At 64.9% G+C, this 22,703-nt stretch carries 27 protein-coding genes; all 27 read right to left on the bottom strand.

What is annotated here, in order from left to right:
- Positions 1-63: 63 nt before the first annotated feature.
- A protein-coding gene (locus GMOLON4_RS16210) for an IS3-like element ISGmo1 family transposase (protein WP_156892064.1) occupies positions 64-1,253 on the bottom strand; the annotation gives its coding sequence in 2 pieces (ribosomal slippage) (positions 64-995 and positions 995-1,253; 1,191 coding nt in all).
- Positions 1,254-1,561: 308 nt separating this feature from the next.
- A complete protein-coding gene (locus GMOLON4_RS16205; protein WP_181244157.1) occupies positions 1,562-2,959 on the bottom strand; it encodes an amidohydrolase family protein in 1,398 nt (465 codons plus the stop codon).
- A gap of 117 nt (positions 2,960-3,076) precedes the next feature.
- Positions 3,077-4,266 (bottom strand): IS3-like element ISGmo1 family transposase gene (locus GMOLON4_RS16200; RefSeq protein ID WP_156892064.1). Its coding sequence is split into 2 segments (ribosomal slippage): positions 3,077-4,008 and positions 4,008-4,266, totalling 1,191 coding nucleotides; the frame shifts between segments, so codons are not numbered across the junction.
- 49 nt (positions 4,267-4,315) lie between these two features.
- Positions 4,316-4,717, bottom strand: a complete 402-nt coding sequence (locus GMOLON4_RS16195) for a hypothetical protein (RefSeq protein WP_265415421.1) — start codon at positions 4,715-4,717, stop codon at positions 4,316-4,318.
- Positions 4,718-4,742: 25 nt separating this feature from the next.
- On the bottom strand, positions 4,743-5,096 hold the full coding sequence (locus GMOLON4_RS16190) for a hypothetical protein (RefSeq protein WP_106486777.1): 354 nt from the start codon (positions 5,094-5,096) through the stop codon (positions 4,743-4,745).
- Between the two features lie 13 nt (positions 5,097-5,109).
- Entirely contained in the window at positions 5,110-5,508 is a 399-nt protein-coding gene (locus GMOLON4_RS16185) for a hypothetical protein (protein ID WP_106486776.1), read from the bottom strand.
- Positions 5,501-6,292 (bottom strand): ParA family protein, encoded by a 792-nt coding sequence (locus tag GMOLON4_RS16180; protein WP_086991044.1) that lies wholly within the window; start codon positions 6,290-6,292, stop codon positions 5,501-5,503. Before GMOLON4_RS16180 ends, GMOLON4_RS16185 begins: the two co-directional genes overlap by 8 nt.
- Positions 6,293-6,380: 88 nt before the next feature.
- The gene (locus GMOLON4_RS16175) at positions 6,381-6,740 is read right to left on the bottom strand and encodes a single-stranded DNA-binding protein (RefSeq protein WP_086991045.1); all 360 of its coding nucleotides are present in this window, start codon (positions 6,738-6,740) and stop codon (positions 6,381-6,383) included.
- Positions 6,741-6,830: 90 nt separating this feature from the next.
- Entirely contained in the window at positions 6,831-7,352 is a 522-nt protein-coding gene (locus GMOLON4_RS16170) for a thermonuclease family protein (RefSeq protein WP_181244153.1), read from the bottom strand.
- Positions 7,349-7,540: a hypothetical protein gene (locus GMOLON4_RS16165; protein ID WP_047523862.1), complete on the bottom strand. Its 192-nt coding sequence runs from the start codon at positions 7,538-7,540 to the stop codon at positions 7,349-7,351. The genes GMOLON4_RS16170 and GMOLON4_RS16165 overlap by 4 nt, the downstream gene beginning before the upstream one ends.
- A 28-nt stretch (positions 7,541-7,568) precedes the next feature.
- Entirely contained in the window at positions 7,569-7,820 is a 252-nt protein-coding gene (nrdH, locus tag GMOLON4_RS16160) for a glutaredoxin-like protein NrdH (RefSeq protein WP_047523863.1), read from the bottom strand.
- A 362-nt stretch (positions 7,821-8,182) separates the two neighbouring features.
- The gene (locus tag GMOLON4_RS16155; protein WP_106486747.1) at positions 8,183-8,386 is read right to left on the bottom strand and encodes a hypothetical protein; all 204 of its coding nucleotides are present in this window, start codon (positions 8,384-8,386) and stop codon (positions 8,183-8,185) included.
- A 69-nt stretch (positions 8,387-8,455) separates the two neighbouring features.
- Positions 8,456-8,818: a hypothetical protein gene (locus tag GMOLON4_RS16150; RefSeq protein ID WP_106486748.1), complete on the bottom strand. Its 363-nt coding sequence runs from the start codon at positions 8,816-8,818 to the stop codon at positions 8,456-8,458.
- Between the two features lie 31 nt (positions 8,819-8,849).
- Complete coding sequence (locus GMOLON4_RS16145; RefSeq protein ID WP_106486749.1) at positions 8,850-9,059, bottom strand: hypothetical protein; 210 nt, start codon at positions 9,057-9,059, stop codon at positions 8,850-8,852.
- Positions 9,060-9,368: 309 nt separating this feature from the next.
- Entirely contained in the window at positions 9,369-10,277 is a 909-nt protein-coding gene (locus GMOLON4_RS16140) for an ArdC-like ssDNA-binding domain-containing protein (RefSeq protein WP_106486750.1), read from the bottom strand.
- 349 nt (positions 10,278-10,626) lie between these two features.
- The gene (locus GMOLON4_RS16135; RefSeq protein ID WP_106486751.1) at positions 10,627-11,037 is read right to left on the bottom strand and encodes a hypothetical protein; all 411 of its coding nucleotides are present in this window, start codon (positions 11,035-11,037) and stop codon (positions 10,627-10,629) included.
- 42 nt (positions 11,038-11,079) lie between these two features.
- Entirely contained in the window at positions 11,080-11,370 is a 291-nt protein-coding gene (locus GMOLON4_RS16130; RefSeq protein WP_106486752.1) for a hypothetical protein, read from the bottom strand.
- Positions 11,371-11,775: 405 nt separating this feature from the next.
- The gene (locus GMOLON4_RS16125) at positions 11,776-13,806 is read right to left on the bottom strand and encodes a hypothetical protein (RefSeq protein WP_106486769.1); all 2,031 of its coding nucleotides are present in this window, start codon (positions 13,804-13,806) and stop codon (positions 11,776-11,778) included.
- A 234-nt stretch (positions 13,807-14,040) separates the two neighbouring features.
- Entirely contained in the window at positions 14,041-14,280 is a 240-nt protein-coding gene (locus GMOLON4_RS16120) for a hypothetical protein (RefSeq protein WP_106486770.1), read from the bottom strand.
- 174 nt (positions 14,281-14,454) lie between these two features.
- Positions 14,455-15,714, bottom strand: a complete 1,260-nt coding sequence (locus GMOLON4_RS16115; RefSeq protein ID WP_146137589.1) for a MinD/ParA family ATP-binding protein — start codon at positions 15,712-15,714, stop codon at positions 14,455-14,457.
- Complete coding sequence (locus tag GMOLON4_RS16110) at positions 15,711-16,499, bottom strand: FHA domain-containing protein (RefSeq protein WP_106486759.1); 789 nt, start codon at positions 16,497-16,499, stop codon at positions 15,711-15,713. Before GMOLON4_RS16110 ends, GMOLON4_RS16115 begins: the two co-directional genes overlap by 4 nt.
- A 5-nt stretch (positions 16,500-16,504) precedes the next feature.
- Positions 16,505-17,125, bottom strand: coding sequence for a hypothetical protein (locus tag GMOLON4_RS16105; protein ID WP_106486760.1), 621 nt, complete (start codon positions 17,123-17,125; stop codon positions 16,505-16,507).
- A 12-nt stretch (positions 17,126-17,137) separates the two neighbouring features.
- The gene (locus GMOLON4_RS16100) at positions 17,138-18,736 is read right to left on the bottom strand and encodes a M23 family metallopeptidase (RefSeq protein ID WP_243752436.1); all 1,599 of its coding nucleotides are present in this window, start codon (positions 18,734-18,736) and stop codon (positions 17,138-17,140) included.
- A gap of 3 nt (positions 18,737-18,739) precedes the next feature.
- Positions 18,740-21,022, bottom strand: coding sequence for a VirB4-like conjugal transfer ATPase, CD1110 family (locus GMOLON4_RS16095; RefSeq protein ID WP_208098946.1), 2,283 nt, complete (start codon positions 21,020-21,022; stop codon positions 18,740-18,742).
- Between the two features lie 46 nt (positions 21,023-21,068).
- The gene (locus tag GMOLON4_RS16090; protein WP_106486740.1) at positions 21,069-21,611 is read right to left on the bottom strand and encodes a PrgI family protein; all 543 of its coding nucleotides are present in this window, start codon (positions 21,609-21,611) and stop codon (positions 21,069-21,071) included.
- A gap of 3 nt (positions 21,612-21,614) precedes the next feature.
- Complete coding sequence (locus GMOLON4_RS16085) at positions 21,615-22,403, bottom strand: type IV secretion system protein (protein WP_265415420.1); 789 nt, start codon at positions 22,401-22,403, stop codon at positions 21,615-21,617.
- 69 nt (positions 22,404-22,472) lie between these two features.
- Positions 22,473-22,676 (bottom strand): hypothetical protein, encoded by a 204-nt coding sequence (locus GMOLON4_RS16080; protein WP_106486742.1) that lies wholly within the window; start codon positions 22,674-22,676, stop codon positions 22,473-22,475.
- Between the last annotated feature and the right edge of the window lie 27 nt (positions 22,677-22,703).

The raw sequence follows: 22,703 nt of genomic DNA, 5'->3' as shown, positions 1-22,703 counted from the left end.
GGTGGAATCAGCGTATCGAGCGACCTGGGCTGTGTCAAGTTTTGTAGACACTCTTCTTGTGGATCAGGCCGCGACCGCGTTCTGATGATCTGTGTTTCGTTCGTATGCGTGGCGGACCTCGACAGGGGTGCGATATCCCAGCGTTGAGTGGAGCCTGCCACGGTTGTAGAACACCTCGATGTACTCCATCACCGCGAACCTCGCACGCCCTCTGGTGGCGAAAGCCTGCCGGTGGTACATCTCGTTCTTCAACATCGAGAAGAAGCTCTCAGCGACGGCGTTGTCCCAGCACACCCCGGTCCGCCCAACCGAGAGCTTCACCTGGCACTGCTCGGCAAGCTCGGCATAGGCAGCCGAGGTGTAGACCGAGCCGCGATCCGAGTGAAACACGGCACCCTCACCGATACGACCGTGGGTATGCGCCATCGTGAGGGCATCGCTGACGAGCTCGACGCGCATGTGATCAGCCATCGACCACCCCACCACTTCACGGTTGTACAGATCAATCACGGTCGCGAGATACAGCCATCCCTCCCCGGTGCGCAGATACGTGATGTCACCGACGAACCGCTGCCCTGGCTGCTCGGCGGTGAAGTCGCGGCGCAACCAGTCCGGACGGTCCTGGGCGTCGAGTGCGGGAATCGTGGTCCGCTTCGACGCACGCGGCTGCACCCCGTGCACACCGAGCTGGCGCATCAGCTTCCGCACCAGGCCCGCCGAGGCCGTGACACCCCTGCGGGCAAGCTCGTGGAGCATCCTCCGGAACCCGTACGTCTGCTGCTTGTCCTCGTCGATCTGCTTGATCAACGCCGCCAACTCATCGCGTCGGCGACCAGATGGCGTGGTGGTGCCTTGTCGTTTCGCCCAGGCGTAGTAGCCAGCCCGAGACACCTTCAGCAGGCGTGTCATCAGGCCAATCGTGTGGTGGGCCTTCTCCTCGTGGATCAGCTGGAACTTCACGCTCACCGCTGTTCCTTCGCGAAGAAGGCCGCGGCTTTTTTCAGGAACGCGTTCTCCTCTGCCAGACGACGGTTCTCCGCCTCGAGCCTCGCATATCGCGCGGCGTCGACCGGGGCAGGCGCAGTCTGCGGGTCCGGGTTGGCTTGCCGGTAGTTCTTCACCCAGTACCCCAGAGAAGACTCGTTAATCTCGAGCTCCCGGGCGACCTGCGCGATCGGCCGCTGTCCCTGGATGACGAGTTGCACAGCGTCGGCCTTGAACTCGTCAGTGAACTGACGGCGGGGTTTCTTCATGGTCATGTCGTTCATTCAACTTCCTGGTAACGACTGTCTACCCCAAGTGTCACACCCCAGGACCTCCGTTGGTCTGAGTCATAGAACTAAGCAGCTACAACTCGACCCGGAGGTCTCTCATCTGTCAACAACCATCGTGATCAGTACACCTAGGACGCCACGGACCCCGGTGGGTTCGCCCGATGTACTCGGACGCGGAGCACGTACTGGCCGACGACGAAGCGGGGCCCGCCGGAGTTCGATACTTCCGGCAGACCCCGCTTGCGATGGAGGCTCAGTCCCGCTCTCCCGCCTGGCGCGGCGACGAGCTAGTCGAGGACGTTCGCAGTGCGAGGGTACGCAGTGACCAACGGACTCAGTGGAAGTCCATGGAAGTCGATCTCCCGCCCTTCCTTCACGACGTGAGACAGCGTTCGCATGTTCGTGATGTCGGCGAGCGGATCCTGGTCGAGCACCACGACGTCCCCGAGCTTGCCGACGTCGATGCTGCCGAGTTCGTCGAACTTCCGGTATGCCTTTGCCGGGTTCGCAGTCCCCGCAAGAATTGCTGCCATCGGATCCATACCCTTCTCGACCATTGCCTGCATCCACACGAAGTGGTCCTCGCCGAGCGTCCACGGCCGCTCGTGGAGTTCACCCTGGGACATATCTTCGAGGATGTCGGGATCCGTGCACCCGGCGTCAGTTCCCAGCACGAGCGGCACGCCGGCCTTGATCATGCGAACGTCATTCTCATGATGCACCCGCCCGGAGAAGTCGGCGAAGGGGTGGTCGACCGAGTCCATCCACGCCTGCTGGGCGATGGTCGTGGGCTGAACTTCACTCCACAGTTGTTTCTCGAGGAGCTTCTCGATCGTCTCCTCGGGAATCGGGGCCTGCCCGGTCATTGTGGCGTGGATCATCAGGTCCGCATCCCGCTCGATCGCCGTATTGAGGCCTTCCAGCGAGGTCGTATGCGTGAGGAGGGGGACGCCGGCACGTCGAACTTCGTCGACCAGCACATCGAGCACCCGCTCCGAGAAGGTGAAGTACGGGGCGCGGAATCCGAGGAGACCCACCAGGTGATCAGTGACGGCGATCTTGCAGAAGTCGACTCCCCGCTCCAAATACTCGCGGATCAACGGGCGCACCTCTGCCGGCGGGAGCGTACTGAGGTGCCGCCCCATTCCGACCTCGAACATTGCATCCATGCGATCGGCGAAGGTGCGACTCATGACGGTACGCGCCTGCATCGACGGCCGCATGAAGTCGCCGGTGAACGGTCCGCCCATGCCGATGAGCGTTCCCGCGAAGAAGATGCGGGCGCCTTCGGCTGCACCCGATGCGATCCGGTCGCGCGCGATCGTGACAGGTTCGAGCGCGTTCCACGTGTCGAACACGGTCGTGACCCCGCCACGGAGGGCGATTTGGGCGGCTTCCTCGATGACCTTGTAGTAGTTCCCTTCGAATCGGGCGAGGTATTCGATGCCGCCCCGACCCATCATCATGATTCCGTCCAGCAGGTGCACGTTTCCGTTCACCAGGCCGGGAAGAATCCACTTCCCCTGGGCATCGATCTGCCGGATGTTCGGATGTACCTCGATCTGGTCCGTGGAACCAACCTTCGTGATCCTGCCGTCTTCAATGAACACGGTCGTTTCGGGAACGGGAACTCCCCCATTTCCGTCGATGAGTGTGCCGCCGACAATCGCGATCGTTTCTCCCATGAGTTGCTCCTTTGCCTGACTCCGCATGACGCTGTTGATCTGATCGCCCGGCCGGGTGGAATCAGCGTATCGAGCGACCTGGGCTGTGTCAAGTTTTGTAGACACTCTTCTTGTGGATCAGGCCGCGACCGCGTTCTGATGATCTGTGTTTCGTTCGTATGCGTGGCGGACCTCGACAGGGGTGCGATATCCCAGCGTTGAGTGGAGCCTGCCACGGTTGTAGAACACCTCGATGTACTCCATCACCGCGAACCTCGCACGCCCTCTGGTGGCGAAAGCCTGCCGGTGGTACATCTCGTTCTTCAACATCGAGAAGAAGCTCTCAGCGACGGCGTTGTCCCAGCACACCCCGGTCCGCCCAACCGAGAGCTTCACCTGGCACTGCTCGGCAAGCTCGGCATAGGCAGCCGAGGTGTAGACCGAGCCGCGATCCGAGTGAAACACGGCACCCTCACCGATACGACCGTGGGTATGCGCCATCGTGAGGGCATCGCTGACGAGCTCGACGCGCATGTGATCAGCCATCGACCACCCCACCACTTCACGGTTGTACAGATCAATCACGGTCGCGAGATACAGCCATCCCTCCCCGGTGCGCAGATACGTGATGTCACCGACGAACCGCTGCCCTGGCTGCTCGGCGGTGAAGTCGCGGCGCAACCAGTCCGGACGGTCCTGGGCGTCGAGTGCGGGAATCGTGGTCCGCTTCGACGCACGCGGCTGCACCCCGTGCACACCGAGCTGGCGCATCAGCTTCCGCACCAGGCCCGCCGAGGCCGTGACACCCCTGCGGGCAAGCTCGTGGAGCATCCTCCGGAACCCGTACGTCTGCTGCTTGTCCTCGTCGATCTGCTTGATCAACGCCGCCAACTCATCGCGTCGGCGACCAGATGGCGTGGTGGTGCCTTGTCGTTTCGCCCAGGCGTAGTAGCCAGCCCGAGACACCTTCAGCAGGCGTGTCATCAGGCCAATCGTGTGGTGGGCCTTCTCCTCGTGGATCAGCTGGAACTTCACGCTCACCGCTGTTCCTTCGCGAAGAAGGCCGCGGCTTTTTTCAGGAACGCGTTCTCCTCTGCCAGACGACGGTTCTCCGCCTCGAGCCTCGCATATCGCGCGGCGTCGACCGGGGCAGGCGCCGTCTGCGGGTCCGGGTTGGCTTGCCGGTAGTTCTTCACCCAGTACCCCAGAGAAGACTCGTTAATCTCGAGCTCCCGGGCGACCTGCGCGATCGGCCGCTGTCCCTGGATGACGAGTTGCACAGCGTCGGCCTTGAACTCGTCAGTGAACTGACGGCGGGGTTTCTTCATGGTCATGTCGTTCATTCAACTTCCTGGTAACGACTGTCTACCCCAAGTGTCACACCCCAATAGCGCTTGCCCACCACCAGCCAGTCACACCAACTTCTTGCGCGATCCCCCAAACGACGAACACGGTTGCACCGGCCGGGCCGCTCGGCTTCACGGCACTGTTGCCGTAGACAATCAGTGCGAATATCCCAAGGCCGAGCAGCACGCCCAGAATGTTGCTTGTGGTGACCTGGTGCTCACTGAGCCAGGTCTGCACGCTCGCGATCCAGTCGGCGTATCCCTGCGGGAGTCCGAAAGTAGTGCCGAGCCAGGCGATGCCGTCGAGCGCGGTGCGCTTCGGTGTCGCGCAGTAACCAATGCCCATACTGAGAGCAAAGAGGCTGCCGACGGCGAGCCAGAGACTCAAGAATGGCCGGTGCTTGCCGAATGCGGCTTCAATCCAAGCTTTCATGATGGGGTTAGTCCTCCTGGTTGGGTTACTCGCCGTACCAGCGCACGACGCCGTTATGGCTGTGTGCCCGGCCAACGTGGCTCGATGCGAGCCTGAGCATGTTTGCTGCGGTGGTCAGCTCGTCGGCGGCCGCGCTAGCGCTGCCGCTGCCGCCGCCGTCTTCGCCGTTGTAGTGCGTGCCGTCCTCGGTGCGGCTGTGCCACTTGCCGAGCTGGTCGATCACCTGCGCCAGGTGGTCGATAGTCGCGCCCAGCTCACCGAGCAGCCGGTATGAGTCGCGCGGGTGCGGTACGTCACGGGTTGAGTGCGCGAGCGCACGCGCCAGCTCTTCGACCTCGGCGGCGATTTCGAGCTGCCGCTGTTCCTCGTTGATTGCCATTGTGGTTACTCCCCTACTCCATCGGGCGGCCGGGTGACAGGCTGTGCGCGGGTGCGCCCTCGAACGGTCGGCCACCGTTCAACTCGGCTTCGAGCTGCACTACCTTGTCGAGAATTGCTTCGAGCTGGAAGTCAGAGAGTGACCGATACGGCCGCCCTGCGTTCCTCGCTGCAATGAACGCTGCCCGGATGCGTTCGCTATCCTCCGGGGCCGCGTAATATCCCATCTTCGTGCGGGTGCCAGGCTTCGAGCTGGCGGCCGCCGCCGCGGTGCGCTTTGGCGCAGCGGGCGCGGCCGCTGCGGGTGCTGTTCTCTCAGGGGCCGGCTGTGCCGCCTCAACGCGGCCGCTCATCGGCGCTACGGGCGACAGGCCGCCGAGTTGTGAGCGTCGGCGTTCGGGTTTCTTAGACATGAGCAGTTCCCTTCATGAGCTGGTCGATGTGTGCGGCGTAGATCGCGGCGAGGTCGCGCGCCTGCGCGTCGCCTTCGTCCAAGCCGCGGGCCGTCTCGGTGGCATCTGCGATTGCCTGCCGCTTCGGCACGGGTGGGGTAAGAATCGGGAGCTGTGCGGCCTCGGCGGCCGCCGTCAGCTCGTCGGCCCAGTAGCCTCCTGCGAGTGTGTGCGCCTCGTGCGCGTTGAGCACCAGACCGGCGACCGTGAGCTGCGGGTTATAGTGCTCGCGCACCTGGCTCACGGTGGTCATGAGCTTCGCGAGGCCGTTGACGCTCCACAGCTTCGACTGTGAGACGATCACGACTGCCTCGGCTGCCGTGAGTGCGCTGATCGTCAGCGGGTCGATAGCGGGGCCACAGTCGATGAGCACCAGGTCATATTCGGCCTGGATCGCGGCGAGCTGCGCGCGCAGCCGCGATTCGCGGCCCGGCTCCGATGAGATAACGAGTTCGTTTCGCACGTCGGCCAGGTTGTCGCCCACGGTCGGCGCGACCGTGAGGCCTTCCCAGATACCGGGCACGAGCACGTCGGCCAGCGTGTCTTCGCTGCGGCTACTGAGCGCGTCTGCCACGCCGACGTCGCCCTCTTGCATGTCTTCGGTGAGAACGCTGGTGATGTTGCCCTGCGGGTCGGCGTCGATCACAAGCACGCGCTGTCCGTCGAGGATCGCGGCGCGGGCGTGGTGGTAGACGGTGGTGGACTTCCCCACTCCGCCCTTCTGGTTGCAATACGCAAGAATCATGGTGCCCTTCTTTCAGGTCTAATGGTACTAATACCCCTATTGGGGGCAGATAGTGGGCTGCACCTTGGCAGCCCACTATCTCGGCGGTCTAGTTCCGGCGCTCGACGGTGACGGTCTGGCCGCGAAGGCTCACGGTCACTTCCGCATCGAGCACCTTGCGAACGGTGCGGGTGTTGCCCTCGTCGTTCGTGTAGGTGTCCAGCAGCTCTTCGCCCGCGACGTTCACGCGCACGTTCCCGCAACGCTCAGCGAGGTCGCACAGCGCCTCGGCGTCGGCTCCCCAGACTGCAACGTCGTAACCCTCGGTGCCGCCGTCCTCGAACTCACCGCCCTTGTTCACGCGATCCGTGCGGATGACGCGAGCGAAGGTGTAGGGGCGGCCGTTCTTGTCGGTGCGCAGCTCGGGTGCCTTGGCCAGGTTCCCGGTGAAGCTGATGAAGGTGGTCATGATCTTTCCTCTCGGTTCGGTATTCGGGATTATGGGGTTTATAGGTCTATTGTACCTAATAGGTCTAGTCGTGTCTATGGTTTCGGCAGATTACCCGGTGCAGCTCCCCCACATTCCCAGCGCGTCGGCCTGCGCTGCGCGCTCTGCGTCGCGGTGCTCGGCCTGGCCGATGTAGGGCGCATCGTAGGTGTACTCGTGCGCGGCTCCTGCTTCGAGCAGCACGACGGCTGCGCTCTGCCCGTCGATGTAGACGTGGCGCAGCAGTCGCCCGTAGCGGTCGGTGTCATCCTGAGTGGGATCGGCGCGCAGCTCGACCGCCTGCCCGTAGACCATTGTGTTCAGCTCGTCGCGGGCCTCTTGCGCGTAGCAGTCATCTTGCCCGCCGTCGCGGTTGATTTCGGGTGTATCGAGGCCGATGAGGCGCACGCGCGCCTCTCCCCCGGCCGTCTGCACGTCGATGGTGTCGCCGTCTACTACGGCGATCACTTGTGCGCTCTCAGCGGGCAGCAGCTCGGCGTCGGCTGCGCTCGTCTCGGTGCAGCTCTGTAGGCCGGTGGCGCTTGCGATTGCGAGCACGCCTGCAAGGATCGTGCGCAGCACGCCCGCCCTCACTTGCTCTTCCCTTCGAGCCGGTCGATAGAGCGGATCATGCGGTCTTCCCACATATCTTTCTCACTCGATCCCATTTCATCCCAGCCCAGCGGGTACTTGATCCCGGCTGCGCGGATGCGGTCTTTGATCTTCTGGTGCTCGGCCTCGCGCTTCGCGATCCACGCGGCGCGCTCTTCTTTGGTCAGCATGATATTTCCCCTTATGGGTCTTATGGGTCTATTCCGCGGTGTCAGTGAGTCGCTGCGAGAGCGCTTCGATCTTGTCGGGGCGAAAGCCCGACCAGTGCTCGTCATCGGTGACGACGACGGGTGCCTGCATGTAGCCCAGCCCCTTGACGTACTCGGCGGCCGCATCGTCGGCGGTCACGTCGATCACCTGGTAGTTGATGCCCTTGTTATCGAGCGCCCGATAGGTCGCGTTGCACTGCACGCAGCTCGGCTTGCTGTAGACGGTGACTGTAAAGCTCATGATCGGTTCCTTTCCTGCCCAGTGCCTCGGTTCCCTCTGACACTCCCCCACGTTTTTTGCCGTGAAGGCACCATGTGCCTTCGTAGCGAGCGCAGCCGGAGGGCAAGTGACCGTGGAATACCGGAGCGGCCGAGCGCCAGCGAGAGACGCGAGGATATGCCGCGAAAGCACTTGCGTGTAGGTGGAGCGAACGTAGAATGCCGCAGGCTTCACGGCAAAATACGAATTGAAAGATGTGCGGCCGCGCAGCGGCCGACGCATGGCCGCCCTCTGTCGGCGGCACCGGTCGCGGATGCGGCCGGTGCAGCGCCCCGGCGCTGCCGCCTGGTGCCCGCGGCCGAACGGCCGCGGGCGGCGGGCACTCACCCTTGGTGTTCCTGCGCTGCGCGATTGAGGGCATCGAGCGCAGCGGTGATTTCGATGCTCTGCTTTGCGGGGCTGAGCTGCTGCCACTCGTCGCCGTGCTCGGCCTCGGCCCACTTGTGCGCCAGCTCGACCGGCATTCGGCCGGTCAGCTCGCGCCCGTCTTCGAGGGTGATGGTCAGGTGCTCGGCGGTGATGGTCATGGTGTCTACCTTCCAGGTTGGGGATTATGGGGTTTATAGGTCTATTGTACCTAATAGGCCTATTGGTGTCTAGGGCTTGCGCGGTGCGGCCTTCTCTGCCCACCAGGCGCGCGCGTCTTCGACGGCCTCGGCGTGTGTCGCTCGCACGGGCGCTTGGCCGAAGCGTGCTTGCCAACCTTGCCCGCGAACGGGTTGCACGTCGGCTCCGCTCACTCGGTGATCTGTGACCAGCTCCCAGAAGTCGGGGTAGGTGTTCATGCGGTAGCTGTCCAGCTCTCCGCCGTCGTGCTCGACCTCGATAGCGACGACGGTGCGCGATCCTTCCTCGCGCCGGTGGCCGGTGACGGTGGCGAAGCTGAGGCAGGTGCCGCGGCCGCCCAGGTTGAGCAGGCCCATAACGCGGGTGCCAATCTCGGGAACTTTGGTACTCATCGGTGTATCTCCTATAGGTCTAATGGGTCTATTAGTGGATGGTTTCGGGATCGCGTGTCAGTGTGTCCACGAACGTCACGAACTCGGGGCCGGTGATCGCGACCGTGCTTGCGAGCGTGTAGCCGCTGCGGGCGTAGCTCATCAGGTCTTCGTCGCGCTCTGCGAGCTTGCGAAGCTGCCGCGGAATCTCGGTGTCATCCACGATGGGAACGATGGTCGTGATGGTGGCGATGCTCTGCATGGTGTCTCTCTCCCTCTCGTTTTTTGCCGTGAAGGCGTTTACGCCTTCGTAGTGAGTGCAGCCGGAGTGCAACCCACCGTGGAATACCGGAGCGAGCGCAGCGAGTGAGGATATGCCGCGAAAGGGGTTGCGCGTAGGTGAAACGAACGTAGACTGCCGCAGGCTTCACGGCAAAAGAACGCGTAGCGTTTGGATGGAGTCGGCCGCTTGCGGCCGTCGATGTAGTGGGGGAGCGCGAGGGGCGGCCGCCCCTCGCCCGCCGCCGAACGGCGGCGGGCTTGCTCGGCCGAATGGGCCTTATAGGCCTATTTAGGCGGCCTGGGCTTCGTCCTCCTGCTCTTCGTCGGTGGTGATTGCGTCTGCGATTTTGTGCGCGGCGCGCAGCACGTTTGCGGCGGTCTGCTTGATGGTGTCGGTGTCGCCGTCCGTCCATCCGGCGACGTAGCCGATGCTGTAGGCGGTCGTGTCGAGTCCGATGATCCCGGCGACGATGTAGGCCACGCTCTCGGCCTCGCACTCTTTCAGGCCTCGGTGCGCGACGTACTCGGCGTGTTCCTCGGCACTGTGCAGAATGACGTGCGCGGCTTCGTGCAGGATCGTCTTAGCGGCCTGCGCATCACTGAGCGCTGCATCTACGACCACGCGGCGGCTGCCGTCTGTGGTGGTGTATCCGTTGACCTCGCCGGGGATCGCCTCGCGGGTGACTGTCCAGCCCTGCGCGGTGAGATAGTCGCGGGTCGCGGCGTAGATTCCGGCCTCGTCGCTGCCGTCGAGGCGCTGCGCTAGGGTCGGGTCTTGCCATTCGTCGGTGGGGTCGGTCTGGCTCATGTCGAACACTGACAGCATGGGGAAGTAGCGCACGACGCGCTCGCCGGTGTCGAGCTGGTCGAGTGTGCCTTCTTCGGTTTCCTCGTCGGCCTTGGCCTTACGCTCGCGGAACCCAAAGATTTTCAGGGCGCGCTCACCCTTGCGCACCTGGCGGCCGAGCTGCTGCCATTTGCGGAACCCGGCGACGCGGGTAGCGTTCGGCATCTGCCCGAGAATCAAAAGCACGTTGTTCAGGCTGTAGGTGTGGAACGCCTGCGCGAAGTCGAGGAACCGCTGCCAGGCGTCCGAGTCGCGCAGCGCTTCGACCTGCTGGGCGATGGACTCGTGCAGGGCGTCGGCCTCGGCGCGGCGCTGCTCTGCGGTCTTAGTGGTCTTGATCTTGCGAGCCATGATTTCCTCCGGTGTCTCTGACTACCAACTACCCCTCACGTTTTTTGCCGTGAAGGCACGAATGTGCCGCGCAGAAAGCGGAGCCGACGTGCAAGTGACCGTGGAATACCGGAGCGAGCGCAGCGAGTGAGGATATGCCGCGAAAGCACTTGCGCGTCGGTGGAGCGAACGTATGCTGCCGAAGGCTTCACGGCAAGAAAATGCGATAGCTCAAGGATGGGCGGCCGCGCAGCGGCCGACGCATGGCCGCCCTCTGTCGGCGGCCCCGGTCGCGGATGCGACCGGGCGGGGGAGCGGCGAGGGGGCGCAGCCCCTTCGCCCGCCGCCCGAAGGCGGCGGGCTGCGGCGGTCATTGCCAGTAGCGAGGGTTCAGCGGCTCGGGGCCGTCGTAGTCGAGCGCGAGCACGGCGCGGGCGAGCTGGTCGATGTAGACGCCTTCGATCTTCGCGTGCTCGATGCCGCGGGCGTACTCGCGTACCTCAACGTCGATTTCATCGAGCGGGGTCGTGCTGATGAGCACGGCCATGTTGCGAGCGGCCGCGTATCGGTCGCCGGTTCGGGTGAAGGGCAGGATGCGGGCGGTGAACATGAGGCCGCCGCGGTCGAATCGGCCGGGTACGGCGGTAAGCCGGGTCGCCCCCAGTGACATGAGCACGCCGGGGCCGATTGCCTGGCGGAACTGCTCGGCGGTCGCCTGGTGGAACTCATCGGCTCCCGCGATGTGGGCGAGGTCAAACGGGATTGCGCGGTTGCTGGTCATGGTCTGGCCTTTCTCTAGGTCTTATGGGACTTATAGGTCTATTTAGGCGGCGATGAGGCGGTCGCGCTCGGCGTCGCTGAGCCGGTAGGCGAAGCTGCACGAGCCGAACCATTCGGCGGCCGCTGTCGCTGCTTCCTCGGTCGAGTACAGGCCGAGAATCTGGGTGCATGGGCAGTTGAGCACGGCCCAGGCGTTCGCGGTGCGGCTCTGGCCGCATTCGCACGCGATCCGCTCGGCGCACTGCTTCGCCTCGGCGTCGGTGCCCTTCGCTGCGTAGCCGATCCCAACGGGTGCCAGTCCGGCGCAGCTCTTGCAGATGTAGGTGGTAGCCATGTTCTCTCTCCCTCTCGTTTTTTGCCTTGAAGGCGTTTACGCCTTTCGCAGAGAGCGACGCCGGAGTGCAAGTGACCGTGGAATACCGGAGCGAGCGCAGCGAGCGAGGATATGCCGCGAAAGCACTTGCGCGGAGGTTGAGCGAACGTAGAATGCCGCCAGGCTTCAAGGTAAAAAACGCGAAGCGTTCAAGCACTGCGGCCGCGTAGCGGCCGACGAACGGTGCAGCTCGAAGAGCTGCACGGCTTGGCCGGGTCGCGGTGCGACCCTCGTGTTACGGCTCGGCTGTCCACACTGTGTGCAGGCCAGCCCTGCGATAGCTGGGCTGTGCACATTGTGGGCAGGCGTGGCTTTGCGTCGGTGTCCACATGCGCCCGCCTGCTCCGTCAGGCGGGGGCTTGTGCGTCATCCGACAAAGCGAACCGTCGTCGTGCGATCAGTGCGCTCACGGAAGGGCTGCCGCGCTCCGCTGCGCTGCGCTTTGCCTTCAAGGTAGTTGGGCCGCGGTTCGTCATGAGGATCGGAGAACGGGATCGTGGCAATAGGCGTCGCGCCGAGTGTGTCGATGATGAGGCGTTCGGCGTCGGACACGGGCACGGGGCGCGGGCGAGCTGGGGGAGTGATGCCGGTGAGGATGCAGCGGGCGGCTCGGTAGTCGGCGCGGCCGTAGGGTGTGCGCGGGTGGATTGGGCGGGGCGTTGGGCCAACGTCGGGCACGAGTACGAGTTGACCGGGGGCGGGGCGCTTCGGGCGTTCGGCCGGGGGCGTGTTCATCCAGTCGAGTTCGTCTTGCCACCAGGCCCATAGCTCGCGCTCGACGGCGTAGCGCTCTGCGCGGGCTGCGAGACGGCCGGTGACGCCTCGGGCGTCGGCGGCCGTCTCGCGGCGGTCGGCGGCGGGCTTGTGCCAGCCGTCGCGGCTGAGCAGCAGCACGTCGGCCTCGATGAGCTGCGTGAGGGTCTGCACGGTGTGTGCCGCATCCGAGCCGGTGAGGCGAGCGAGCTGCGCGAGAGGGAGAGGATCGTGAGTGCAGCGTGCATAGACGTTTCCGGCGTGCAGTCCAAGCGCTCCGAGTGTGAAGAGGTCGTGAGCGGCCGAGTCCAAGCGGTTCGTAAGTTCGAGCAGCAGTGCGTTTCGGGCGGCGGAGCCGGAGCCAGGGGGGCGGTGGGCGACTTGTGACCGGCCTTCATCCGGGTTGCTGTGAATAACCACCTGGGGGCCGATTTTCCAGTGCGCAGCGCCCCGTCCTTCGGCTTCGCGCGTGCGAACGATCCAGCCGTCCTCGGAGAGGCGCAGCAGCGCTGTGCGCGCGGTTTCACGGCCGATGCCTGCCATGAGTGCCAGGCGGCGCGTATCGGCCTCCACGTCGGCGCTGACGGCTTGCAGGGTGAGGATGCTGAGGGCGTCGAGCACGCGGCGGTCGGCGGGGCCGCCGCCGCGGTTCCATCGGCCGGGGGCGGCGTCGGCGCGGCCCTGGACAGCGAGCACGAGCGTGGCGATAGCGTCAGCGCGGGCGTCGAACGTCTCATCGCGGCCGACGACGCGGCGGCCGCTGGCGATGTAGGCAACGGCACGATCCCACTGGCGGCGCAGCACACGCGCGCGCTCGTCGGGGCGGCGTGCGATGCGGCGGCCGTGCTCTCTGCGGGTGCGCGCGTGCTCAAGGCCTGGGGCGGTGTCGAGCAGGCGCGCGAGGTCGCTGTACTGCCAGTGCGCGGCCGCTGCGCCCGTGAGCACGCGCCAGAGCACGGCGCTTGCGTCTCCTGCGGCTGCGTCAGCGCGCAGCGCTGCGGCCGCTGCGGGAGCTAGGGGGCGCTTGGTGCCGGGAATGTGGGGGTGCTTGCGGTCGTCTTGCTCGGTTTCGGCCGAGAACGTGTCTGTGCGCTCCGTAGCGGCCCGATCATTGACGAGCTGGGCCAGGCGCTCAACGGCGGCCGCTACGGCGGCCTCGGTGCCGCTGGGGCGCGTGAGTGAGTGCAGCTTGCCGTCGATCACGGTTGAGCTGCCGCCGTGGCGGTGCGGCGCACCTGGTGGGCGCACGCATCCGGCCGCGGGGTTCATGATGGGGGAGAGATCGAGCGTTGTGTGCAGCGTCTTCGCGAGCCGTGCGAGCCTGTGCACCAGCTCCGCCGAGACTCCCTCGCGTAGCGCGATCCAGATGTGACGGCCGCCCTGCGGGCCAGACTGGCAAACGACGGGTGCTAGGCCCGCGTCGGTGAGGAGCCGCGCGAGTGCGGCCGCGTCTTGCTCGGCGGCCTCGGCCGCCTCGGGCGTCTTGCCGTCGAGGTCGAAGCAGAGCAGCCGGTAGGCGTGCTCGCGGTCGGTGAGATAGATCGCCCAGGGCCGCTCGGGCGCGGTTTCTGTGACCGGCGTGATGTGCTGGGGCGGGTAGCTGTTGAGCGTGCTGCCGTCGTCGCTGACGGCTGCGACGCGCACGGTTGGCCGGGGGCTGATTGCTGCGGTGATCGCCCATGCTTCGGCAACTGAAAGTTGGTGCGCGAAAACATCGCTGTGTGTTGCTATGATGGTGTCACCTCCTAGGTCACCTCCTGGGCAGGCAGAAGCCCTCGGGCCTCTGTTCCACCTGATCCGATTCGGTCGCCAAACTTCATACGGCTCAGGTACTGACTTCTCCGATACCCCAGCTCCCCGAGCTGGGGTATCGCTCATTTATGCGGTGTCGATGGGTAGCTCCCCTTCGTCTGGTTCGGGCTGAGGCAACCATGCGGGCACGCCTCGGTCGGTCAGTTCGTCCTCGATGTGGTCGATGACCAGTTCGAGGAAGACGCTTGCAGAGACGCCCGCCTGGCGCGCGAGCAGTTCGAACCGCTCCTTGCGCGTGCGCTCGATTTCCCACGCGACGCGCACGGGCGCGATGCGTGTTCCTCGGGGGCGGCGCTTTACCTGCATGCCGCCAGCATAGCTGTACGCATACATGACTGTCCATCTTGACGCCGGGTGTGTTGTCGGTGCGGCGGCCGTTTGTAGGTTCCCCTACGTGAGCTCGGCCGCCGGCTCTTGGGGTTCCTACAAACGATGAGGGCCGGTGACGCTTCTGCGTCACCGGCCCTCACGGCTGTCGAGCTACAGGCCTCGGGCGACCGCGGCGGCCGCGCCGAGCCAGGCGCGCTGCGTCGCGGGGCGCAGCGCTGCGACGTTGAGCCAGCCTTCGACCATCTGCGGATCGTGCGGGATCGTGGCGACTTCTCGCGCGAGGCTGGTGAACCCGTCCACGACGGTCTTGATGTTGGCGGCGGTCGCGCGTGGGTCAGCCTGCGAGACGACGACGACGGCGCGCTCTGCGAGCTTTGCCGAGCGTTCGCTGCGGTCTGCGAGGGCTTCGAGCAGCAGCGCCCCGGCCTCGGCGTGATCGTCGCGCGTGGTGGTAGCGACTACGATCTGGTCGGCGTGATCCACGAGGCGGCCCCACATGGCATCGCTCTCGTCGTTGCCGGTGTCGATGAACACGAGCCGGTAATACTTGCGCGCGACGTTCCAAATCGCATCAACGTCTTCGGCGCTGAGGCGCTGTTCCGACGCGAGCGCGAGCGGCTGGGAGCGCAGCACGTCGAAGCGGTCGGCCGTCTGGTGGTGAACGTATCGCGCGAGGTCGGCCGATTGGGCGCTCGTGCCCAGCAGCTCGGAGGCGGAGGGCAGGAGGTCGAGCACGGTGGACTCGTGCGGCCCCTGCTCCGTGCGCCAGCCGAGCGTTCCGCGCGTCTGGTTCGCGTCCCATGCGAGGACGCCTGCGCCGCCGAAGCGAGCAAAGATCGCGCTGAGCAGCACAGTCGTGGGCGTCTTTGACGCCCCGCCCTTGCCGTTGACGACGGCGATAGTGCGGGGGCCGGGCCAGTGCTGCGAGACGGCGAACGTGTCATCGCGTTCGGCCTTCTCGGCCGCGCCGGGGGAGAGTCGCAGCCCGAGCCGGGTTGCGGTGCCGCGCCAGCCCTTCGTAGCGGGTTCCTCGATGCGGTTGCTCTTCAAGAACGACTCGCGCATAGCGCGCCTGGTGGCTGCGGGTTCCTCCGCGGCCGCCTCGGCCGTCGCCGCGTGCGCGGCTGGCTCGCTGGGGGCCGTTTGGGCGCTCGTGCGAAGGTATGGCGACGTGACCGGCTCGGGCTTCTCGTGAATAGTGCCGTCAGGATGCACAACCATCTCCCACGTACCATTCGGCTCGGTGGTGACGAACTCGACTACCTCGCCGGTCGCGGCCGCGTGCTCGACCACGAGGTTCGCAACCTTGCGGCGGGCGTCTTCGAGGTCGGCGCCGATGATCTTCTGCGGCTGCCCGTCAAGCGTGACGATTGCCGAGCCGTCCTTCTCGGTGGTGGCATGAGCGGTCATGATGCTTCCTCCTTGTGTGGTGCGATAACTGCTCTGGGGGCGCTGCTTACGGGTGACTGACCGGGCGGGAATGCCTCGATCCGCACCGCGACGTCTCCGAGCTGTAGGCGGACTCCGTTGGGCACGACGGTCGGCGTGTGGGGTGCAAGTGGCGTAGCATCCGCCGTGGTGCCGTTTGCGGCGTCCTGGTCGGTGACGATCAGGCGGCACGCATCATCGACGTCGACCACGGCGTGAGTGCGTGAGCATTCGCGGCCGGGGCTAACGAGCGTGATGCTCGTATGCCCCTCGATTTCGGCGGGGCGGCGGCCGAGCACGATGGGAGGCTGCGCGCGCAGTGCTTCGCCGCCTTCGACGTGCACAATCAGCGTCGGCCGTGCGGCCTTGCGCGGAACGACAACGGTATGGTCAATGACCTCGGCCTGCGGAGCGTAATACTCAGCCGGGAGCTGCGGCCGAGCCTGCGGCTCGGGCTGCTGCTGCGCCTGCGGCGCGGGCGGCGCTGGCTCTGGCTCGACCGTGGGCGTGCTGAGCGGCCGCGGGGCGATGACGGGCGTTGGCAGAACGGTCATGGTGCCGTCTGGCGCGATGTAGAACTGCCAGTTAGCGTCTGGATCGTAGGCGATGAAATGCTGCGCGGTGCGCGTCTCCACGGCGTGCGCTATCGCCATATCGCGCACCTTGTCGCGGGCCTCATCGAGCGAGGGAGCGCGGAACTTCGTTTCGCGCCCGTTGATGACGATGCGTGCGGTGCCGTCTCGGCCGACGAACGATTCAATGGGCATGGGGGTCACTCTTCGGTAGACGGTGTGGGCGGTGCGGGCAGGTCGAGGTCGGCAAGCATCGGCTGTTCGATGTCTACGACGCGGCCGCTGCGCTCATCGAGGATGAAGTACCAGATTGCGCTGTTGTTGCCGATGGGAACGGTGGTCGAGCCGTTGTGGTAGGTGCCTTCGTAGGTGACCTCGATGCCGACGCGGAACTTACCGGTTCCCGGTTCGGTGTGCTCGTTCCCTTCGCCGTATTCAATGGACGCCGGGGCGCTGCCAACGTCCTTGACGCGAATCTGAGCGGTCGGGCTTGCACCAAAGTAGCCTGACCAGATCGGCAGATAGTCGCGCGCCAGGCTTTCACTCATGCCCGCCTCGATGTAGCGCTGTCTGGTCGTCTCGGGGTTTTCCGCAGCACGCCAGGCGGCCGCGAGGCGCGCCACGTCGAACACGGTCTGCTGCTGTTCCTCGGTGAAGGTGACCGTGGGCGTCTCTTCGACCTGGCTCGACGTGTTGGGCTGCGCCTCGTCCTCGGCCTGGGTCTGGTTCGCGAGCACGAGCCAGACCGTGAGGCCTGCAAGGATCGCGACGGCGGCAACGATGCCGATGATGATGAGCGTGAGGCGCTTGCGGTCGATCATGGTGAGTGCTCCTTAGTAAGTGAGGCCTGCGGCGGTGAGGATCGGGAGAGGGTCAATGGCCGTTCCGTTCAAGTGAACCTCGAAGTGAAGGTGACAGCCGGTGCTATATCCCGAGCTGCCCGTGAGCGCGATCTGCTGACCGGCTTTTACCTTCTGGCCTGCCGTCACCGAGATTTCGTTGGCGTAGCTGTGGACGTACCACGTCATGAGGCCTTTGCCGTGGTCAATCTCGATGATCATTCCGCCGCCGCCGCCGTCGAATACGCGGGTGACCTCGCCGTCGCGGGCGGCCCAGACGGGGCCGCCGCATCCTCCGGCTTCGAGGTCTAGGCCGTAGTGGAACGGCTGGGTCGGGCCTTGCGGGGTCTGGATGACTTCGCGCGGCCCGAAGCCGCCGTTGATGGGGCCGCTTCCGGGCCTTGCCCATCCGTCGAGGCCGATTTCGCCGGGGATACCTGGGACGTTGTTGCAGCTCCCGCCGCCGCTGATGAGGTCGGAGTCAAGGCCGGATAGGGCTGCAACGACGGCCGTTGCAGGCGTCCAAAACCGCTCGTAGTGGTACGGGTCGGCGTTAATCTGCGTGCGGTGGGCTACGAGGGTCGGGGCGAGCGTCTGGCGCTCGGGGTCGGGCACGTTGCGCACCATGGCGTCGAAGAACTTGCCCGCCGAGATGTAGGGGTCCATGCGCTCTGAGAGCGGCCCCCAGTTGTCGCGCTGCTGGAACAGTCCGCGGCTGTCCGGGCCTACGGCGTCGCCGTAGTCGAGCACGCGCAGCGACGATTCGCCCATGGCGGTCATGACGCCGATGGTCTGATCGCGAACGTTCAGGCCTTTGTCCTGGGCTGCCTGGATGATGTAGGCGGCGTTCACAAGCTGCTCGTGCCCGTACCCGGAAATGCTCGTGGTTGGCACCTTCGTAGGGTCGATCCGGCCGCCAGAGGTCGCGCTGCAAGCGGCCGCGCTGGCCGGTGCGAAGAACGCGAGCAGGGCGATGATGAGCAGCACCACGGCGAGCACGGCACTCACAATCGTGACGATGGGTGTTGAGGTCACGACGGCCGTGACGGCGGCCACGATGGTACGGATGGCGTTGGCGGCGGCGGCCTGTACGCGGGCCTGTACTGCGGCGGCTCTGGTGATCGAGGTTCCCGTGCTCGCGGCGCTCTTGGCGGCCTTTGCCGCGGCCGCGCGCTTCTGGGCCGCCATGATGCCACCCTTGACGGCTTTCCCGGCGAGCTGGCTGCTTGAGCGGACGCCGCGAGCGGCGTTCTTCCCTGCCGCGGCTCCGCCCCGCTGTGCGGCCGCCAGAGCAGCGTTCTCGGCCTCGCGACTGGTGAGGTCTACGGCGTCTTCGTCGTCGTCTACCTGCTTCGCAGTGGCAGCAGTGACGGCCGTGCCCTTCACGACGCTGTCGCCCGCCGCCTTCCCTGCCTTACCGGTGGCCTTCGCAGTTCCGCGCATCCCTCGGCCGAGCGCGCCGCCGCCCGTGCTCGCCGGGGCGGCGGCGTCCTCATCGTTGCCGATGAGCTGCGCCGACCGCTTGTTGAGCGACAGCCGCGCGAGGTTGTCGGATGCCTCACCCTTGGGGTTGGAGCTGCGAAGGCCTTTCATGTTCTACTTCTCTCCGAACGATGTTGAGAACAGCTTGTAGAGGGCGGAATCGGTCGGGATACGACCGTCCATCGGGATCACTGCGTTACCCGAGCGCATGAGGCCGTGACCGGGCTGCACGTTGGTGAAGAACCGACGCTGCTCGTCTGAGAAATGCAGCAGCTCGCACAGGCTGTCGGCGTCGGTCGCGTTCTGGCCGAGCAGCAGCAGGAAGTCGCAGTTGGCGAGCATCAGGCGTGCGTCCTGGTTCGCCAGCAGCTCTTCGATGTTCTGCGTGATACCGGTTGGGATCAGACCCCACTTGCGCGCGCGCTTGTAAAGGCCGCGGAAGTAGTCGGCGCTGTACTTGTTCGAGAACAGCAGATGGAACTCGTCAATGTAAAGCCAGGTGCGGCGACCTTCGGCCCGGTTACGGGCTACGCGGTTCCAAATCTGGTCGAGAATGACCATCATGCCGAACGTGCGCAGCTCGTTCCCGAGCTTGGAAATGTCCCACGACACGAGGCGGTTGCGAGGGTTGACGTTCGTGCGGTTGGAGAAGCCGCCGAGCGACCCAATCGTGTAGATTTCGAGCATCCGGGCCAGCTCGCGCCCCGCGTCTTCGCCGCTCTGTGCGAGTGCTTCGCGCAGCTCTACGAGAGTAGGCATCGCCCCGCCTTCGGCGGCGTACTTCCGGTACAGCGTGAGGGTGCTGCGGTCGGCTACGGAGCGCTGCTCGGGGGTGAGGCCTGCCTTGCCACCCACGAGGGCTTCGAGCATGGTGAGCACGAACTCGCACTTGGCGTTGATCGGGTCATCCTCGCTGGTGGTGACGTTCAGCTCAATATCCATCGGGTTGACGCGCTGCTCACTGCCCGCGTGGATACGGATGACCTCGCCGCCGAACGCCTCGATGAGGGGTTCGTACTCGTGCTCGGGGTCGATAACGATAATGTCGTCGTCCGGGCGGCTCAGCAGGACATTCGTAATCTCCATCTTGCCGCTCTGGGACTTTCCCGAGCCACTGGTGCCGAGGATGAAGCCGTTGCCGTTGGTCGTGCTCGTGCGGTCGGCCACGAGAGCGTTGCTGCTCTGCGCGTTGACGCCGTACCAGTTGCCGCCTGGCACGAACAGCTCCTGCGTGGTGAAGGGCACGATGATCGCGGCCCCGGCCGTGGTCAGCGTGCGCCGCATGGGAATGCGGCGGCGGCCGATAGGCAGCTCGGTCGTGAGTCCGTCGAGCTGCATGTAGGTCGCAACCTCAGCGGTGCAGCTCTGCTTGCGAATCACGGTCATCACGCGCTTCACGTTCTGTTCCAGCTTCTCGCGTGACGTGGCGCTGACGCCGAGCACCATGACCGTTGAGAACAACTTCTGGTTCGAGCTGCGCAGCTCGTCGCGGAGGTCTTGTGCCTCCTTGAGGTTGTCCTTCACCGCGGCGGGGATCATTTCGGGGTCGATGCCCTGCTTCGTGGCTCGCTTCTGCTCGGTGATCTTCTGCATTTCAAGCTCTGCGATCTGGCGCTGCACAAGCGTCATGCCCTCGACCTGTTCGAGAGGTTCGAGATGCAGCGAGATAGTCAGGTCGCACTTGATTTCGGTCAGCTCGGAGATGAGCCGATCAGAAAGCCACACGGGGTAATCGCGCATCCAAAGCACGGTGTGGTAGGTGTCGCCCGAGCCGTTGCGGAAGATGAGCGGGCCGTTCTTGTCCTTGGCGTCAATCTCCCACGGCGCGACGAAATCGGCCGTCGAGAGCTTGCGGTTCGGCTCGAACTCGTCTTCATTGAAGACGAACAGCTCGTGGGGCCGCAGGATGTGGCTGAACCCTTCGAGGCGCTCAGCTCGGTTGAGCCGTCGCACCTTGCAGCCGTCCATCGCCTGCAACCCGGCCTCGGCCTCGTGGAAGATGCGAGTGAGCGTCGCTTCGGCCTTTTCGAGGTCGGGTTCCTGCACGGTCACGGTGAGGTACTTCTCGGTGACCGTGTTGCCGCTAGCGGCTGCGAGCTTGTCGCGCACGATGCGGTTGAAGTCGCTGCGGTAGAAGTCGAACTGGTCGCCGCGCAGCGGCTTCTGCACGAGCTGGCTCACGTCGGCGTCATCGAGCACGCGGTTCATGATGGTTTCCTGCAAGCGGGTGCCCGCGCCGTAGGAGTTGATGAAGCGTGCCCATCGGTCAACGATGCTGGTCTGCTGATCCTCGGCGGCCGCGACATAGTTGATGTCGCTGATAGCGAGGGTCATCGACCACTCATCCTCACCGAGCCAGGCGATGCCGCTGGGCATCATGGCCTCGTAGCCGAGCACGTCGCGAGTCGTCTTCGCGGCGGCCTTGTAGCCGGTGGGGCCAGCGTTATCGCTCCCAGACTTCCGGGCCTTGCGGTTGCGGCGCTCTCCGGGCTTTGCGACCGCGGCGCGCTGCTTCTGCTTGCGGGTGTTCCGTGATCGTTTTGCGGAGCTTCCGTGCTGCGGCTCGGCGCTGCTTTCGCTCTCGGCTGCTCTGCTCGGCAGGTTCGCCGGACGCGACAGATACGGGTTCTCCTGCGGAGTCGAAACCGGGCTGGGGCTGGAAGGTGTCTGCATAGCTAATCGTCTTTCTCATCAGATGGTGGCGGAGGAAGAATCCGAGATACTGCTCGGGTTTGAGTCCCATGGGTCTCCACCAGCCCCATATCGCGGCCGGAATGAGCACTGGGAACATGACGTACATGCCGACGGTGGTTGCTTGCTCCATCGTCTGGCCGACGCCCATGAGTCCTACGGTGACTCCGGCGAACAGGCCGCCGCCGATGAACACCATGACCGCGAGGGCGGCGATCTGTCGCCAGGTGCGCCCGAACATCGGCTTGGGTTCGTAGGCGGCGATCTCCTTGTAGACCTTCATTTCAAGCGCCATGGTTCAACCCTCTCCGATGACCTTCTTGGCGAGGCCGTTGGCCCCGAACATGAGGAAGATGAGCACGATGGGCGCGACGAAGAACTGGCCGAAGTTGCCAAAGATGAAGCCGACCATATCGCCGTCGTAGTCTCCGATGTTGCCGAGCCAGCCGCCCAGCAGCGCTTGGTACATCTTCACAGCGACGACGATGATGACGCCGGTGAACGCGACGCCCGCGAAACCTTTGAGGTAGCCGATGCCGATTCCCTTAGTGTCATCGTGGCCGAGGAACGCGAGCGGCAGGCTAGCGAACGCGGTGAGCAAGTACATCTGCAAGAACCGGATGAACACGAGCACAATTGCGATCACGGCAGCGAGCTTCTGCACCACCCAGGGCAAGAACAGAATGACGATCATTCCGAACTTCTCCATATCGCCCATCTCATCGAGGTCGTCGCGCATCGCGTCGCCCATGAGTGGCGCGTCACCGCCTCCGGTGCCAACGTCCACGTTGTTCGCGGTGCCCATGATCGAGGTAGCGATAGACGAAATCGCTTCGAGCAGCAGCACCGCGTTCTGAGCGACCACGAACACGAGTGCGATCTTGAACATGGTGGCGGCGATGATCCGCACCCCCAGCTCGCGGTCGCCCTCAGCCCTTGTGCTCGTGGTCGCAAGCATCAGAACGAACATGATGCTGAGCACGATGGACGTGACGGGCTTGACTGCTGTGCTGTGGATGGTGAGCGCCGCCGCGTAGAGGTCTGCGTTATAGGCCTCCGGCGACAACAGCAGGTCATCAGTAGCCATGCCCGCACCCTGACTCAGGTGGTTGAGCATGGCTACTAGCCAGTCAGTGATATCCATTGCGGAACCTGATTAGGCGGTGATGACCTTGAACAGCGCAGCGGCGGCGATGATGAGGCCGCCACCGATGATCTGCCAGACGCCCGTCTGAATCTGCGGGCCGTTCTGATCCTTGAGCGCGCCGCCCGTGACGATCGCTCCCCAGACCAGCCACAGGCCGCCGCCGATGATAGCGAACGTCGTGAACAGGTCGAGAATCTGGTTGAGCAGGTCCATAGTGTCTCCTTTAGGTTTCCGACTTCT

Origin of the sequence: Gulosibacter molinativorax (assembly GCF_003010915.2) — a bacterium.
Classification (GTDB): Bacteria; Actinomycetota; Actinomycetes; order Actinomycetales; family Microbacteriaceae; genus Gulosibacter; species Gulosibacter molinativorax.
This window is presented reverse-complemented; position numbering and strand designations above follow the sequence as displayed.

Excerpts from the sequence above, each read along its gene's own strand:
- GMOLON4_RS16135 (WP_106486751.1), bottom strand. The coding sequence starts at position 11,037 with ATGACCAGCAACCGCGCAATCCCGTTTGACCTCGCCCACATCGCGGGA.
- GMOLON4_RS16085 (WP_265415420.1), bottom strand. The coding sequence starts at position 22,403 with ATGGCTACTGATGACCTGCTGTTGTCGCCGGAGGCCTATAACGCAGAC.
- GMOLON4_RS16195 (WP_265415421.1), bottom strand. The coding sequence starts at position 4,717 with ATGAAAGCTTGGATTGAAGCCGCATTCGGCAAGCACCGGCCATTCTTG.
- GMOLON4_RS16100 (WP_243752436.1), bottom strand. The coding sequence starts at position 18,736 with ATGAAAGGCCTTCGCAGCTCCAACCCCAAGGGTGAGGCATCCGACAAC.
- GMOLON4_RS16090 (WP_106486740.1), bottom strand. The coding sequence starts at position 21,611 with ATGGCGCTTGAAATGAAGGTCTACAAGGAGATCGCCGCCTACGAACCC.
- GMOLON4_RS16165 (WP_047523862.1), bottom strand. The coding sequence starts at position 7,540 with ATGCTGACCAAAGAAGAGCGCGCCGCGTGGATCGCGAAGCGCGAGGCC.
- GMOLON4_RS16105 (WP_106486760.1), bottom strand. The coding sequence starts at position 17,125 with ATGATCGACCGCAAGCGCCTCACGCTCATCATCATCGGCATCGTTGCC.
- GMOLON4_RS16145 (WP_106486749.1), bottom strand. The coding sequence starts at position 9,059 with ATGCAGAGCATCGCCACCATCACGACCATCGTTCCCATCGTGGATGAC.
- GMOLON4_RS16185 (WP_106486776.1), bottom strand. The coding sequence starts at position 5,508 with ATGTCTAAGAAACCCGAACGCCGACGCTCACAACTCGGCGGCCTGTCG.
- GMOLON4_RS16080 (WP_106486742.1), bottom strand. The coding sequence starts at position 22,676 with ATGGACCTGCTCAACCAGATTCTCGACCTGTTCACGACGTTCGCTATC.
- GMOLON4_RS16205 (WP_181244157.1), bottom strand. The coding sequence starts at position 2,959 with ATGGGAGAAACGATCGCGATTGTCGGCGGCACACTCATCGACGGAAAT.
- GMOLON4_RS16190 (WP_106486777.1), bottom strand. The coding sequence starts at position 5,096 with ATGGCAATCAACGAGGAACAGCGGCAGCTCGAAATCGCCGCCGAGGTC.
- GMOLON4_RS16180 (WP_086991044.1), bottom strand. The coding sequence starts at position 6,292 with ATGATTCTTGCGTATTGCAACCAGAAGGGCGGAGTGGGGAAGTCCACC.
- GMOLON4_RS16150 (WP_106486748.1), bottom strand. The coding sequence starts at position 8,818 with ATGAGTACCAAAGTTCCCGAGATTGGCACCCGCGTTATGGGCCTGCTC.
- GMOLON4_RS16115 (WP_146137589.1), bottom strand. The coding sequence starts at position 15,714 with ATGACCGCTCATGCCACCACCGAGAAGGACGGCTCGGCAATCGTCACG.
- GMOLON4_RS16140 (WP_106486750.1), bottom strand. The coding sequence starts at position 10,277 with ATGGCTCGCAAGATCAAGACCACTAAGACCGCAGAGCAGCGCCGCGCC.
- nrdH (WP_047523863.1), bottom strand. The coding sequence starts at position 7,820 with ATGAGCTTTACAGTCACCGTCTACAGCAAGCCGAGCTGCGTGCAGTGC.
- GMOLON4_RS16175 (WP_086991045.1), bottom strand. The coding sequence starts at position 6,740 with ATGACCACCTTCATCAGCTTCACCGGGAACCTGGCCAAGGCACCCGAG.
- GMOLON4_RS16110 (WP_106486759.1), bottom strand. The coding sequence starts at position 16,499 with ATGCCCATTGAATCGTTCGTCGGCCGAGACGGCACCGCACGCATCGTC.
- GMOLON4_RS16130 (WP_106486752.1), bottom strand. The coding sequence starts at position 11,370 with ATGGCTACCACCTACATCTGCAAGAGCTGCGCCGGACTGGCACCCGTT.
- GMOLON4_RS16120 (WP_106486770.1), bottom strand. The coding sequence starts at position 14,280 with ATGCAGGTAAAGCGCCGCCCCCGAGGAACACGCATCGCGCCCGTGCGC.
- GMOLON4_RS16155 (WP_106486747.1), bottom strand. The coding sequence starts at position 8,386 with ATGACCATCACCGCCGAGCACCTGACCATCACCCTCGAAGACGGGCGC.